The sequence below is a fragment of the Mesorhizobium sp. 128a genome, assembly GCF_053848025.1.
In genome coordinates, this window is the sequence record NZ_JBSPKY010000014.1 from 63172 (window position 1) to 76575 (window position 13404).

13 protein-coding genes are annotated in these 13404 nt (G+C 60.9%); all 13 read right to left on the minus strand.

Annotated elements, in window-relative coordinates; genetic code table 11:
• Position 1 precedes the first annotated feature (1 nt).
• The gene (locus tag ACWTU9_RS22410; protein WP_455860181.1) at positions 2 to 205 is read right to left on the minus strand and encodes a DUF1656 domain-containing protein; all 204 of its coding nucleotides are present in this window, start codon (positions 203 to 205) and stop codon (positions 2 to 4) included.
• Positions 186 to 2141, minus strand: a complete 1956-nt coding sequence (locus tag ACWTU9_RS22415; RefSeq protein WP_455860182.1) for an FUSC family protein — start codon at positions 2139 to 2141, stop codon at positions 186 to 188. The genes ACWTU9_RS22410 and ACWTU9_RS22415 overlap by 20 nt, the downstream gene beginning before the upstream one ends.
• Positions 2142 to 2157: 16 nt before the next feature.
• Positions 2158 to 2304, minus strand: coding sequence for a hypothetical protein (locus ACWTU9_RS22420; protein WP_455860183.1), 147 nt, complete (start codon positions 2302 to 2304; stop codon positions 2158 to 2160).
• 194 nt (positions 2305 to 2498) lie between these two features.
• Positions 2499 to 2966 (minus strand): MaoC family dehydratase, encoded by a 468-nt coding sequence (locus ACWTU9_RS22425; RefSeq protein WP_455860184.1) that lies wholly within the window; start codon positions 2964 to 2966, stop codon positions 2499 to 2501.
• Positions 2967 to 2983: 17 nt separating this feature from the next.
• Positions 2984 to 4648, minus strand: coding sequence for a fatty acid--CoA ligase (locus ACWTU9_RS22430; RefSeq protein ID WP_455860185.1), 1665 nt, complete (start codon positions 4646 to 4648; stop codon positions 2984 to 2986).
• Positions 4649 to 4736: 88 nt separating this feature from the next.
• Positions 4737 to 5702: a 3-hydroxyacyl-CoA dehydrogenase NAD-binding domain-containing protein gene (locus tag ACWTU9_RS22435; RefSeq protein ID WP_455860186.1), complete on the minus strand. Its 966-nt coding sequence runs from the start codon at positions 5700 to 5702 to the stop codon at positions 4737 to 4739.
• A 22-nt stretch (positions 5703 to 5724) separates the two neighbouring features.
• Positions 5725 to 6594: a 3-hydroxyacyl-CoA dehydrogenase gene (locus ACWTU9_RS22440; RefSeq protein ID WP_455860187.1), complete on the minus strand. Its 870-nt coding sequence runs from the start codon at positions 6592 to 6594 to the stop codon at positions 5725 to 5727.
• Positions 6595 to 6681: 87 nt separating this feature from the next.
• The gene (locus ACWTU9_RS22445) at positions 6682 to 7464 is read right to left on the minus strand and encodes an enoyl-CoA hydratase (RefSeq protein WP_455860188.1); all 783 of its coding nucleotides are present in this window, start codon (positions 7462 to 7464) and stop codon (positions 6682 to 6684) included.
• Between the two features lie 28 nt (positions 7465 to 7492).
• Positions 7493 to 8719 (minus strand): CaiB/BaiF CoA transferase family protein, encoded by a 1227-nt coding sequence (locus tag ACWTU9_RS22450; RefSeq protein ID WP_455860189.1) that lies wholly within the window; start codon positions 8717 to 8719, stop codon positions 7493 to 7495.
• Between the two features lie 25 nt (positions 8720 to 8744).
• Positions 8745 to 9587: an enoyl-CoA hydratase-related protein gene (locus ACWTU9_RS22455; protein WP_455860190.1), complete on the minus strand. Its 843-nt coding sequence runs from the start codon at positions 9585 to 9587 to the stop codon at positions 8745 to 8747.
• Between the two features lie 62 nt (positions 9588 to 9649).
• A complete protein-coding gene (locus ACWTU9_RS22460; RefSeq protein ID WP_455860191.1) occupies positions 9650 to 10855 on the minus strand; it encodes an acyl-CoA dehydrogenase family protein in 1206 nt (401 codons plus the stop codon).
• A gap of 153 nt (positions 10856 to 11008) precedes the next feature.
• Entirely contained in the window at positions 11009 to 12529 is a 1521-nt protein-coding gene (locus ACWTU9_RS22465; RefSeq protein WP_455860192.1) for a cyclic nucleotide-binding domain-containing protein, read from the minus strand.
• Between the two features lie 240 nt (positions 12530 to 12769).
• Positions 12770 to 13387, minus strand: coding sequence for a response regulator transcription factor (locus ACWTU9_RS22470; RefSeq protein WP_455860193.1), 618 nt, complete (start codon positions 13385 to 13387; stop codon positions 12770 to 12772).
• Between the last annotated feature and the right edge of the window lie 17 nt (positions 13388 to 13404).

The following is a 13404-nucleotide window of genomic DNA, read 5'->3' on the forward strand; positions in this document are numbered from 1 at the left end:
ATCAAGCGAGTAGCACAAGGCCGCCAAGCACGGCCACATAAAGGCTGAGCTCGGCGATCGATACGTGGCTGAAGATGCTTGCGAAGCCGACGAGGTGCAGGATCGGCCGAAGCCCCAGAATGATGACGAGCGCGGCCACGGCGTAGGTAATGAATGGCGCGAAAAAGACCCCGCCGATCGCAAGCTCATGAAAATCGTATGTCATGACCTGGCTCCTTCATATGAATGGTAGCGGGCGCCTTTTCGACAATTGCACTGGCAATGACGAGCGCTGCACGCGCAGTGGCGACGGCATGATCAGTCTCGGCGCGGTCACGCAAATCGTCGGCGGATGCGCGCATCAGCTGTGGATCGCGGGCGGCCAAAGCTGCCCGCGCGTTCTCGACCAGACCGCCCATAGCGCGATCCGTCAGCTGTGCAAGCCGGGCTGCACCGCAGCGGATCGCAGCGGCTTGATCAAAATATGCGAGCGCATACTCGACCGAGCTTCGATACTCCGCTTCGTTCGGACCGGCCGAAGCGATCTGCCCGACCCGCACGGCATCTCTGAATGCCGCCTCCTCGGGTGCGTAACGTCGTTCGGGACGAGCTATCAGCAGCCGAAGATCATGCCACGCCGATGCGAGCAGCCAGCGTCGGCGCTGGCCGTTTGATACTGGGGGAATGAGGTACTGAGTTGCGAGCAGCACGCTCATCGCCACACAGGTGAATAGAGAGGTGAACAGGAATGACTGCGGACTGTAGGTTTGCGGATTGCTTGGGGCGAGCACGGCCGAAATGAAGATCAGGTTCACTTTTCCAAGACCCGCCCAGACCGGGTTCGACGAGGTCGCCACGAGCGCGGCTCCGATCAGGAATGGAGCAAGGCCGAGTGCCAGCAACTGAAAGTCGGAAACGCCGTTGAGGACAAAGAATTCCAGGATGCCGGTCAGCGCGACAGCGATCGGCGCGCCGATAAAACCGAGCGTCGTGAAGATTCGTGGCGCTGGAGTCGTTGCACCCAGTCCCATTGCGACTGCAACCAGAGACAGCGCCGAACTCGCGCTCGGCCAGCCAGCCAGTACGAAAAACAGGGAAGCCGCCGCAACGCACGCTGCCGCCCGGACTCCATTTTCTATCGCAATCCGCTGAGACCGGTAGAGTGGCGCTCGCCATGACCACGCTGGACGCGCGACAGACTTCAACGTCATAAGGTGAAGCTGAACCTCCGCATCTCGCCGCATAAGTTCGCCGAGCGCCCACCGCAGTGGCATTTGATCGAGATCGACCGAGTCGAGATCTTGATCGCGAGATGAAAGTTTCGAAAGCTCCTCAGAGTTTGAATCGAACATGGAGGCCCACCGTTCGCGCGGTGCCGTCTCCGGGATCGCCGGAAGGGCGGCCAGGGCTCGCACCGCCTGCAGTTCCGCCACCAACGCCACCATCGCGCTGCGGGCCGCAGCACTTCTCGCCGGACCGCTGCTCGATTCGGCTGCGAGGCTCGATATGTCCGGGCGGAGCGTGACGATCTCTCTGATCAGGCCAGTGACCGCCACGGCATCGGTGGCCTCGCGGCGAATGACCGCCCGTGCATAATTTCGCACGCGGTGGTGAAGAACTGCGAGCTGCGCGCCAAGCTGCGGATGGCGATCGGGCGCCAACAACAGATCATTCACGAGCGTGATCGACAGCACCCCAACCGCGATGGCAGCACCGCGCTCCATTGCCGCCTCAAAGACAATCTGCGGGTTGTCGATCTGCTGGATGGCGATGAACGCGACGGTATATCCTGACAGTACCGCCGCGTAGGCGCGATAGCCGTCCAGCAGGCCGCACGCATAGATGCAGAGCCCCATCCATAAAGCGAAGGCCACCAGAAGCAGATCTCTCGTTTGCGAAAGCGCCCCCACGACTACAATCGAGACGACCACACCCAGGATGGTAGCAATCAGACGAAATCCCGCCTTCTCCAGCGCCTGCCCGCGGGTTGGTTCGGCCAATATCATAACAGTGAGCATGGCTGAGGACGGCGCCTCGAGTTGAAGCCAGAAACTCGCCAGCAGGGCAACGACCGCGGCCATCCAGATGCGGATCGCGAAAGCCCACGACCGGACAGGAAATCCGGCGAAAGCGAAGGGCAGTTGTGTCGTGGTTGCGCTCACGGCCGGGCCCATTTCCTCACTGGAGGATCACGCTTGCAGCGGAAGCCAGGATCCACAATCCGAACAACGGAATGAGTATCCATCGCGCCTGGGTGACGCTGATGTCGTTCTTCGTCCTGATGATTGCAGCGACGCGTGAATTGCTAAGCCGGGGATCGCGCATGACACATCTCCTGTGTTTGATGCGCTAGAGATCGACTGTCGGCGGCCGCGAATCCATTACACGATGGTGTCGGCGATACTTTTGGATTGGTCTGCGAAGTGGCGTCTTTCGGCCGTGCCGGGAGGGCAGCCGCTTCGAGATGATTGCCCCAAGCTACAGTCGACTATCGCCGCAGCTTGCGATGGCCGCAGCCCTTAGGTCACAGCTCTTCGCGGAACGACGAGTTTTGCCGTAAGTATCTGAACGACGTCATTATTCTGATTCAGTGTTCTGCTGACGATGGTAACGATGCCTCGATCTGGCTTGGATCGGGAGGGAGTAACTTCAACCACCTCGCTCTCCACGTGCAGGACATCGCCAGGGCGTGTGGGCGCTGGCCAGGTTATCTCTCCTCCAGCCCCGATAATTCCGCCGACCAGCGGTAACCCGCTTTCGACATTCAACCGCATGGTGATGGCGGCGGTGTGCCAGCCGCTTGCCGCCAACCCTTTGAACACGGTGTCCGCGGCGGCATCCGCATCCATATGAAACGGCTGCGGATCAAATTGCGCGGCGAAAACCTTGATCTGTTGTTCATCGATCGTATGACTGGCGCTGACAAAGCGCTGTCCGACGTGGAGATCGTCCAAATGGAGACGGCCTGCCGGGATCCGGTCACTCATGATGCAGTTCCTCCCTCTTATTCCACGACCGCCATGTTGCCATAAGTCGCTCTGAGTTGCTTCTTGTCGAACTTTCCGACGCTGGTCCGGGGAAGTGTGTCCACAAACAGTATCTTGTCGGGAATGCCGACCTTCGAGATCACACCTGAATCGGCAAACGACTTCAGATGCGCCTTTATCCTGATGTCGCTGAGTTCGCTGCCGCTCTTGGCATTCCTGATGACCAGAGCCAGGGGTCGTTCGCCCCATTTCTCGTCCTTGATGCCGATGACCGCGGCTTCGGACACACCCTCGCACTGAGAAATGAGATCCTCAATCTGCAACGATGAGACCCATTCTCCGCCGGACTTGATGACGTCCTTGATCCGATCGACGACACGGAGATAACCGCCGGCGTCGATGACGCCGATATCGCCAGTATGCAGATAGCCACCGGACCACAATTGCTCGGACGCTTCCGGGTTGTCGGCATAGCCCTGCGTGAGCCACGGTGCGCGCACCTCGATTTCGCCGGTGGTTTTGCCGTCATGCGCCACCTCATCCCGGTTTCTGTCGATGAGCCGCAGGTCGACAAGCGGTGCCGAGATGCCGGCCATGGTTCGGATATTCAGCTGTTTGTCCAGGTTCGCAGTGAGGTCTTCGGTTCTGACCTGTACAAGAGAAATCAGTGGCGCGGTTTCGGACATGCCGTAGCCGGCATAGACGTCAACGCCGAGCGCCAGCGCTTGCCTGGCAAGCCCCTTCGGCAGTTCCGAACCCCCGACCGCCATCTTCAATCCGGCAAGGTCGGTGTTTGCCGCCATAGCAGCGCCGAGAAGCATTTGCAGGATCGTCGGAACGCCGTGCGTGACCGTGACGCCTTCGGTCCTGATCAGCTTGAGAAGCAAATGTGGATCGTACCGGCCCGGATAGACCTGCTTGACGCCGCTGAGCGTCGCCGTGAATGGCAATCCCCAGGCGTGCACATGAAACATCGGGGTCATCGGCATATAGACGTCGTCGCGGCAGAAACGGCCCTGTTTCGAGGCAGTCCCCAGGAAAGCCATTTGAGCGAGCGTGTGGAGCACCAGCTGTCGATGACTGAAATAGACTCCTTTTGGCTTACCCGTCGTGCCTGACGTATAGAAGGTCGTGGCGAGGGTGTTTTCGTCGAAGTCCGGGAAATCGTAGTCGGCCGAGGCGCCGGCCAGCAGGTGCTCATATTCGCCTGCAAAGGAGAGGCCGCCCGTCTGGGGAACCGCCCGGTCGGACATCAGGATCAGCGTCTTCACTTTGGGCAATTGCTGGATGATCCCTTCCAGGACCGGCACGAAATCATCGTCGACGAGAAGCACCGACGAGCCGGCATGATCGATCGTGTAGGCGATCTGCTCCGGCGACAGCCGGACATTCACGGTTTGCAGGACAGCCCCCATCATTGGAACCGCAAAATAGGTTTCCAGAAACCGATTGCTGTCCCAGTCGAGCACGCCGACAGTGTCGCCGGCTGCAACACCCAACCCGGCGAGGCTGGACGCGAGCCGCCCGATGCGTTCACGCAACTGGCGATACGTGAAGCGCCTCACGTCGCGATAGACGATCTCCTGATCCGGCGCCTGCACAAGAGGCGTATGCCACAGCTGCTTTATGAGCAGCGGATACCGATATGCGGAGTTGGCGCCTGCTATGAGCCTGCCCGTCATGGCGGCATCCTCTGTCGTTCTGAATGAGGCGAAGCAAAATTGCAGGGGCGGCCGCGATCGGTGATCGTGGCCGCCCCCGATGCCGAGCCTAAGCCGCGCGCGCGGCAGCTGTTCCCGCAGCGTTGGTGCGCAATTCGAGCAGACCGAGCAGCAGTTCGTCGCGTTCCGCCTCCAGCTCCGCCACTGTGCGCGATCCGATCTCGGCATGGACGCTGTCGATCAGCTTCTGCTGCACCTCCTTCGTCAGCACAGGCGCGCCGAGAGACTTCCACGAGGCAGTCATCGGGCCCGCGAACTGCTCGAAGAAGTGGTCGATGCCGCCCTGGCCACCGCCGAGATGGTTGAGCATCATGTTGCCCATGATGCCCCAGCGCAGACCTGGCCCATAAGACAGAGCCGTATCGACGTCGGCTGCGCTCAGCACGCCTTCGGCAACAAGGTAATAGACCTCGCGCGCCAACGCACCCTGGAGACGGTTGGCGACGTGCCCCGGCAATTCCTTGTTGATGCGCACAGTCTTCTTGCCGATCGAGGTGTAGAACATTTCTGCGCGCCGGATCGTCTCTTCCGAAGTCTTTGCCCCGCCGACGATTTCGACCAGCGGCATCAGGTGCGGCGGATTGAACGGATGGCCGATGACACAGCGCTCGGGATGCGATGCTGCGCCCAACTGGATCTGGCTCATCGGCAATCCCGACGAACTCGAGGCAATGATGGCGTCCGGCGCTAGCAACTGGTCGAGCTGGCCGTAGAGCTTCTGCTTGAAATCGAGCCGCTCGGGCCCGTTCTCCTGCACGAGGTCTGCGCCTTTCAGTGCTTCTGCCAAATCGGCGGTGAAAACGAGCCGCAGCGGCGAGGCGCCGGGAGCGAGCCCCAGCCTCTCGAGCGCTGGCCACGCAGCGTCGACGAACCGTCTCAAAGCGGCTTCAGCATTGGGCGCGACGTCGGTTGCGACGACGTCGAGACCCTTGGCCAGGAATAGCGCGGTCCAGCTCGCGCCGATGACCCCGGTTCCGATGACTGCGACCTGGCGAATGGTTTTGGTGTCGGACATGATCTGATCTCCTTGAGAATTGTCAGGCGTAGGCAATGCCGGTGAGATTTCCCTGGGCATAACGAAGCGTCCGCTGCTCAGTCCCGTCGAGCTTGGCGGAATACACCGACCCGCCAAAGTCGGTGATGAACATGCGGTCGCCGGCAACATCGAGGGCGATGCCGATACCCTCCATCAGCCCAGCGAACAGGATCTCTGGCGCGCGACCGCGACCAGCCGGCGGCTCGATCGGCGCGCGGTTGACGGTGTTGCCGGAGGGAGGATCGCCACGATCGGTCCAATAGAGAAAGCCGTTTTCGAGATCGAGTTCGAGGTCGATTGGCTCAGGCAGGTCGTCGAACAGCACCTGGATGTCCGAGCGGTTAAATCCGTCCTCACCTTTCGGAAAATCCAGGCCTGCCCGGAAAATTCGGCCGAGGCCCGCATTATCCGGACCCTTTTGTGTCCAGTAGACGTGCCGCCGGATCGGGTCCACGGCAATGCCAACGCACCATCTTGTCGCGTCGCCTCGATCGTCGTCGCCCTGCCCGGTCTGAACCAGTGTCTCGACGTCGGTACCGTCGAGGTTGGCACGCATGACCCTCATCCCCTCGCGGTCGGACCAATAGAGCTTGCCGCTGCGCTGCTCCAGATGAAGTTGTTTTGGCGTATGGGTGACGCCGTTCGGTATGATGATTTGACGATTGCTTCCGTCGAGATCGGCACGCTCGATGGAGCCGTCGTTGAGTTTAAGCGTCCCCATGTCGGTCCAGTAGATATGGCCGGCTTCAGCATCGACCACGATGCCGTCGGGAAACCGGCAGCCGGTGACGATGACGCTTTGGTCGGAGCCGTCCGTATTCATCGCGTGAATGCGACCGCCACTGAGTTCCAGCACGAACAGCCGGCCCATGCGGGCCGCGCCCGAAATGGTCGTTGCCTTGGTAGCTTCCAATATGCTCATCACCTGTTCCTTTCATGTCGCGGATGGCGGCAACGCCTATTCGGCCGCCATCGCTGACGTCTTGGTGAAATTCGGTGGACGCTTCTCAAGGAAGGCGGACAGCGCTTCCTTGGCTTCGGCTGAGCGCAGTCGCTCGCTGAACTCTTGCCCTTCCGCGTCGATGGCCGCCTTCATCTGGTCGATGAAACCCCGTTTGAGGAGCCGCTTGCTGGCCTGCAATGCGCCACCTGGTTTGGCTGCAAGCTTCTGTGCGGTCTCCATTGCCGTGGCGAACAAGTCATCGTCGGGCACCACGCGGGTCACCAGACCCAGCTCCGCAGCCCGCGCAGCGCTGAACCGGTCTCCCAGCAGGAACAGTTCCGCGGCTCGGAGATGCCCAATGCGCGCCGGCAGCGAGTAGCTCGATCCGAACTCCGGCGTCAGCGCCAGATTGATGAAGGGCAGCTGAAACCGCGCACCTTCGCCGGCGTAGACCACGTCACAATGGGTCAGCATCGTTGTTCCGCCGCCGACCGCCGCGCCTTGTACCGCCGCGACGATTGGCTTTTCCAGACTTACGAAAGCGCGCATCAGCTGCGTCTGCGGAGATTCCCCCGGCCCAGGCGGTGGTTTAAGGAACTCGCCTGCATCGTTGCCGGCGCAGAAGTCGTCGCCTGCGCCATGCCAGAGGACGACACGGGTCTCTCCGTCTTTCGCGCCATCGATCAGGATATTCGCCAGTTGCGTGTACATGGCGCCGGTCATCGCATTCTTCTTCTCCGGGCGATTGAGCTCGACCCGCAGAATGCCGCCGGAACGTTCGGTGAGTATCTCGGTCATTGCTGTCTCCGTACTGTCGTTCGACCCGCTATGCAGCGCGTTCCTGTGCCTTCGGCACGGCGCCGCTGGCCCGCAGGCTGTCGATGCCCTTGGCATCGAATCCGACCTGCCGCAGGATCTCCTCGGTATGTTCACCAAGACCCGGAGCACCCCTGGCGGGAACCTTGGTTACGCCGTGCACCTGAATTGGGCTGCTGATCGTTTCGGTCAGTCTGCCTCCCGCGCCCTCGAGTGGAACGACGATGTCGTTCAGCCGCAGCTGCGGGTCCTGGATCACCTCTTGCGGGCCGCGAATGGCGCCGAACGTGACGTGGACACCGTTGAAGACATCGTACCAATGCGCCATGGGCTGCGCGCCAAAGACCTGGTCGAGGATAGCCGTCAGTTGCGGCCTGTTTGCCGCGAGCTTTGCGTGGCCGGAAAAGCGTGGGTCTGTGAGGAGGTCTTCGCGCCCGATCGCCTTTGCCACATCCGCGATTTTGTCGGGTGTAATGATCAACGCGAACCAGGTTCCGTCGGAGGCTTTGTAGATGTTAAGCCCAGCATTGGACGGGTTCTCGCGATCGTGCGGGGCGGCAAACTTGGCGCCGGCCAACGCACCCTGGATCGAGACGCTTGCCGACCAGACGCCCTCGGCAAGCAGCGACGTCGTAACGTAGCCGCCCTTGCCCGTGCGCTCACGCCGATAAAGCGCGGTAACGATCGCCGAATAAAGCCCCATGGCCGTGGCGTTGTCGCCGCTGCCGCCCACCGGCCAAGTTGGTGGCGCACCGGCATCACGCGTCATCGACAGTAGCCCGCTGCGGGCCCAGTAGGAGGTGATGTCGAAGCCGGGTAGGTTCGCGTCCGGCCCGTTTTCGCCGAAACCAGTTAGGTCGGCATAGATCAGCCTCGGATTCCCTTCAACGACATCGCTGTATTCAAGCTTGAGCTTGGCGCGGGCGTGGTGCGGCGTGTTGACGACGAAGACGTCGGCCCACGTGACGAGCTTCTGCAGCACCAGCTGCGCGCTGGGCGATTTCAGATCGAGCGCGATGCTGCGCTTGTTGCGGTTGGCGAGATGCCATTGATAGGGATCCTCTGCCAGCGGCTGCGGTGCGACCTGGTGCCCGTGTCTCCACGGGTCGCCTGTCGGCGGCTCGACCTTAATGACGTCGGCGCCGAAGTCCGACATGATCACGGCGGCACTGGGACCGGCGACGAAGCTTGAGAAGTCCACCACCTTCAGCCCGGAAAAGATGTTGTCGGTCGTCATTTTCGTTCTCCTGAAATCTTGCGGTTCAGTGTCCGTGGAATTGGGGCGCGCGTTTCTCGAGGAAGGCGGACGTGCCCTCCTTCTTGTCTTCTGTTCCGGCGCTAAGGCCGAAATAGGCGGCTTCGAGGGCCAGGCCTTCGCTCTGGCTCGTGTCCATGCCCTTGTGCGTGGCTTCGAGCGCAAAGCGCACGGCTATCGGTCCATTGGCGGCGATCTGGTGGAGGATCGCTTCCGCGCGCGCCAGGAGTTCGGCGGCCGGCACGATCTCGTTGACAAGGCCGATGCGATAAGCCTCCTCGGCGTTGATCAAGCCGCCGGTCAAAATGAGCTGAAGCGCGCGGCCCTTGCCGATCAGGCGGGGCAGCCTTTGGGTGCCACCGCCACCGGGGAGCAATCCCAGCTTCACCTCAGGCTGGCCGAATTTGGCCTGCGGGACGGCGATGCGGATGGTGCAGGCCATTGCCGTCTCGCAGCCGCCGCCCAGCGCAAAGCCGTTGATTGCAGCAATGACCGGCTTGCCAAGATTCTCCACCAGATCGAGCACTGCCTGTCCAAGACGGCTCGATGACTCCGCCTCGACCGCGCTTACTTCCGCCAGCTCGCTGATATCGGCGCCGGCGACAAACGCCTTGTCGCCGGAGCCGGTAAGAATGACGCCGCGCACTGCGGCATCGTCACGCGCGTCCTCGAACGCCGAGCGGAGATCCAGCCAGGTCGCGCGATTGAGCGCGTTCAGCACCTTCGGACGATTGATCGTCACATAGGCGATGGCGCCCCTCTTCTCGTAGAGGACGTTGGCGGCGTACATTTCACTGACCGGCAAGCTCATGGCGTGCTCGAGGGTCTGTGCAACAGCGGGCGAGCTCATGGATCGTCTCCTGAGTTTCGAAGTGAATGATGGGATGTTTGACAACTCCGGCAGTCAGGGTCTCAGACGAAGGCGCTGAACCCGGTTGCGGCCTTGGCGATGATAAGGTTCTGCATCTGGAAGGTGCCCTCGTAGGAGTAGAGCGCCTCGGCGTCGGCAAACAGGCGTCCGACATTGTTGTCGACGATGATGCCGTTGGCGCCATGCACCTCACGCGCCCAGGCGACCGTCTCGCGCATACGCTGCGTCGTGAATGCCTTGGCAAGCGACGCATGCTGGTCGAGAAGCTTGCCCTCGCCGTGGAGTTCTTCGAGGCGGAACATCAGCGCCTGGCACGCCGTCACATTGGCGAGCATTTTGGCGATGAGATCCTGGATCATCTGGAACGAGGCGATCGGCTTGCCGAACTGAATGCGCTGCTGGGTGTATTTCACCGCGGCTTCGTACGCGCCCATCTGCACGCCGGTCGACATCCAGCCGACGCCGGACCGGGTCTCGCGCAGCACGAGGGCGGTATCGCGGAACGAATTGGCGTTCTGCAGGCGGTTGGCTTCCGGAACGCGGCAGTTCTTCATGGTGATCAGGCCGTTCTGGACCACCTTGAGCGCCATCTTGTTCTCGATCTTCGCCACGCTGAAGCCGGGCGTTGTCTTGTTCTCGACGATGAATCCCTTGACCTGGTTATCGTCCAGGTCGCGCGCCCAGATGATCGACACGTCGCACCAGGGTGCGTTGCCAATCCACTTTTTCTCACCGTTGAGGATCCAGGTATCGCCTTCGCGTTTCGCGGTCGTGAGCAGTCCGCCACCCGTCCCGGAGCCAACCAGCGGCTCGGTCAAGCCGAAGCAACCGATCATCTCCAGCCGCGCCATCGGCGGCAGCCATTTCTGCCGCTGCTCCTCGGAGCCCAGCAGGGCGATCGTCCCCATGGCGAGGCCGGTGTGAACACCAAAGAAAGTCGTGAACGAGGGGTCGACGCGGGACATCTCCATCGCCACCAAGCCCTTCAGCCTTGAGCTGTAGTCGCCAACGTTGAGGCCGCCAATATTGAGTTCCTTCAGCGGTTCGATCAGCTCGAACGGAAAAGCATCTCTGACCCAATAGTCGTTGATGATCGGCGCGACCCTGGTCTCCATGAAATCGTGCACCTTTGTGAGGATCGCCCGTTCCTCGGCGCTCAACGTGTCCTCGATCTGATAGAAATCGGCGTTGGGCGCCGGCAGCGGTTTCGGCTCACGGGCCTGCTTCAAGGCAGTTGCAGAAGGCATCTCGATCTCTCCATGGATGCGCCGCCACCACAGCAGTTTATCTCTGCTGCGCAAGTCGGCCTGTTGAATATGGTCAAAATAAAATGATGTTTCGATCAAATCTATAATACGATTGTATCGACCATACTTTGGTATCGAGAGTCAAAAATTCAATCAAAGATGAAACAGATGCCGAATCCGGGCAGTCAGGCCGGGATCTGGTTTTGGCAGTACAGAGCCATTGCGTTCATCCAACCTAGACTGTTCCGCAGCGGTTCGCCTTGACAGGAGCGAACCGAGTTCGTCCGCAATGGAAGGCCGGTCCCGCATAAGCGGCGCCAACCCTTCCTGGGTGATCTCATAAACCACGACAGGGGTCAGCGCCGTGACCGTACCTGGTTCGCCCGCACCGGTCAGCAGGCCGCCTTCTCCAAAGAAATCGCCCGGCGCCAGCCTGGCCAATTCGGCCGTCTCACCGACGGCACCCTCGCCCCGCCGCGTGACGACAGCGACACCGCTGCGAACGATCATAAGGCATTTCAACACGCTTCCCTGCTCGACGAATAATTCGCCTTTGCGAAAGGTGCGGCGCATCATCGTCGAAGCAAGTGCTTCCTTTTCATCCTCGGTCAGATGGGCAAACAGCGGAACGGCGTCGAGCAGCCGCATCTGCGTGGCGCGAAGCCCAGCGGACGAAGTGCTCGAAGCCGATGTGGCAACGGTGGCACCGCCATCGGGAGGTTGGGCGAGAGCCAGACCGGCAGCCTTCGCGTGGCGATAGGTCAGATCAAATATCTCGGTTTTTGCAACGCCCACCAGGGACACGTCGGCAACCCTGAACGTCAGCTCCAGTTCGGCCGCGTTCGCATCGAGCGAGGTTACATGGACACTGGGCTCCGGGGTTCTCAAGGTGGACGTGCTGCTGAGCAGGACGGAGTGCATCAGCTCGATCATGGCGGACGGTGCTGTCGTCGGCCGTAGGCGTATCGTGAGCGTTACGCCGTGGCTGGGCTCGGGAGTGCTCAGGTTTGTGAGTCTCGCTTTTGCCAGATCACTGTTGGGAACAATGACCAGGTCATTGGCGGCGGTCAGCAGGTGCGTTGCGCGCCAATTGGTCTCGACGACCTTGCCTTCCATCGCGTTGCCGAGAACAAGCCAGTCACCGATCCCGTAGGGCCTGGCCAGATTGAGAGCGATACCCGAAAACACGTCGCTCAATGTGCTTTGCAAGGCCAGGCCAAGGATTACCGCGATGGCGCCGGAGGTGGCAATGAGGGTACCGACCGGGGCATTGAAGACATAGGTGACGACTGACAGTGCTGCACCGACGTAGATGATGCCAACCACGAGATCCTGAAGGAAACGACCTTCGCGAACACGGCCCTCGAAAATCACGAAGACGCGCACCAGGCTGATCAGCGACCAGGCTGCGCTGGTCCACCACGCGATCTTGGCAAGTCCTGCGAAAAAGCGCAGCAGATCGGACGCGTTCTGTGGCCCAGGCGCGTAGGGAACGATGTCTTGGGATACCAGCAGGGCAGTGAGGGCGGCAAACAGAGCCAGCTGGCCGACCAGCTGGCGTTCGGATCGCTTGCGCAGCGCCAGCCGCGTAGACACCGTTCCCAGGGCAGCAAGCGTACCCGTCTGCACAATAGGGTCAGCAGCTAGCTGGGCGATGTCGCCATAACTCGGCATTGATCCCGGTTCCCTCGGCGGTTCCGCTCCCGCAGCCAGTCATCAATCCGGCGGTAAGCCTTCAATGGTTCCGGTAGGATCGAGCCGTACACGAGTTTCTGGTGGTCATTTGTCCGAGTTCATATTCGTCTGTATGCTTTGGAGAGCTATTGCACGTTGGTATCGGCAATACTTTAGACTCGATTTCTGTCCCTCCCCGGAGCTATTGGCATCGAAGACATCGATAACGGCGACGCAACCCTAATGGCCGATGCCCAGCCTGCCAGCTATGTTGACGAGATCGGCGAATGATGCGGCCTGCATCTTCTCCATCACTCTGCCCCGGTGGGCCTTGACGGTGATCTCGCTGATGCCCAGCTCGTACGCCACCTGCTTGTTCAGCAGTCCCGTAATGACCAGGGCCATTACTTCCTGCTCGCGGCGGCTAAGCGATGCGTGGCGGTCGCGCAGCACCTGCATCTCGATTTCGAGGGCAAGCGCTGTCCTGCTCCGCTCGATGGCCTGCTCCAGGGCCGCCAACATCGATTCTTCGCTGAAAGGCTTGGTCAGGAACTCAACGGCGCCCGCTTTCATTGCCTTCACCGTCATCGGCACGTCGCCATAGCCGGTAACGAAGATGATAGGCATCTCCGTGCGTTCCACGGAAACCAGCTTCTGCAGATCCAGGCCGTTTAAATCGGGAAGGTTGACGTCGAGGACAAGACAGTTCGGAACCAGCGCCCTCGGACGGGAGAGGAATTGCTGCGCCGATTCGAAAATCTCGGGCTGCCAACCCGCGGATCGTATCAGCAGTTCGAGCGACTCGCGGACAGAAATGTCGTCGTCGACAACGAACACAAGAGGGGTTTCCTGCGACATAGGTGTCAGCTCCCCAA

What these genes read in the sequence shown, in the direction of transcription:
- ACWTU9_RS22455 (WP_455860190.1), bottom strand. Translation starts at nt 9,587, where the DNA reads ATGAGCTCGCCCGCTGTTGCACAGACCCTCGAGCACGCCATGAGCTTG.
- ACWTU9_RS22450 (WP_455860189.1), bottom strand. Translation starts at nt 8,719, where the DNA reads ATGACGACCGACAACATCTTTTCCGGGCTGAAGGTGGTGGACTTCTCA.
- ACWTU9_RS22470 (WP_455860193.1), bottom strand. Translation starts at nt 13,387, where the DNA reads ATGTCGCAGGAAACCCCTCTTGTGTTCGTTGTCGACGACGACATTTCT.
- ACWTU9_RS22460 (WP_455860191.1), bottom strand. Translation starts at nt 10,855, where the DNA reads ATGCCTTCTGCAACTGCCTTGAAGCAGGCCCGTGAGCCGAAACCGCTG.
- ACWTU9_RS22440 (WP_455860187.1), bottom strand. Translation starts at nt 6,594, where the DNA reads ATGGGCCGGCTGTTCGTGCTGGAACTCAGTGGCGGTCGCATTCACGCG.
- ACWTU9_RS22430 (WP_455860185.1), bottom strand. Translation starts at nt 4,648, where the DNA reads ATGACGGGCAGGCTCATAGCAGGCGCCAACTCCGCATATCGGTATCCG.
- ACWTU9_RS22445 (WP_455860188.1), bottom strand. Translation starts at nt 7,464, where the DNA reads ATGACCGAGATACTCACCGAACGTTCCGGCGGCATTCTGCGGGTCGAG.
- ACWTU9_RS22435 (WP_455860186.1), bottom strand. Translation starts at nt 5,702, where the DNA reads ATGTCCGACACCAAAACCATTCGCCAGGTCGCAGTCATCGGAACCGGG.
- ACWTU9_RS22420 (WP_455860183.1), bottom strand. Translation starts at nt 2,304, where the DNA reads ATGCGCGATCCCCGGCTTAGCAATTCACGCGTCGCTGCAATCATCAGG.
- ACWTU9_RS22425 (WP_455860184.1), bottom strand. Translation starts at nt 2,966, where the DNA reads ATGAGTGACCGGATCCCGGCAGGCCGTCTCCATTTGGACGATCTCCAC.
- ACWTU9_RS22410 (WP_455860181.1), bottom strand. Translation starts at nt 205, where the DNA reads ATGACATACGATTTTCATGAGCTTGCGATCGGCGGGGTCTTTTTCGCG.
- ACWTU9_RS22465 (WP_455860192.1), bottom strand. Translation starts at nt 12,529, where the DNA reads ATGCCGAGTTATGGCGACATCGCCCAGCTAGCTGCTGACCCTATTGTG.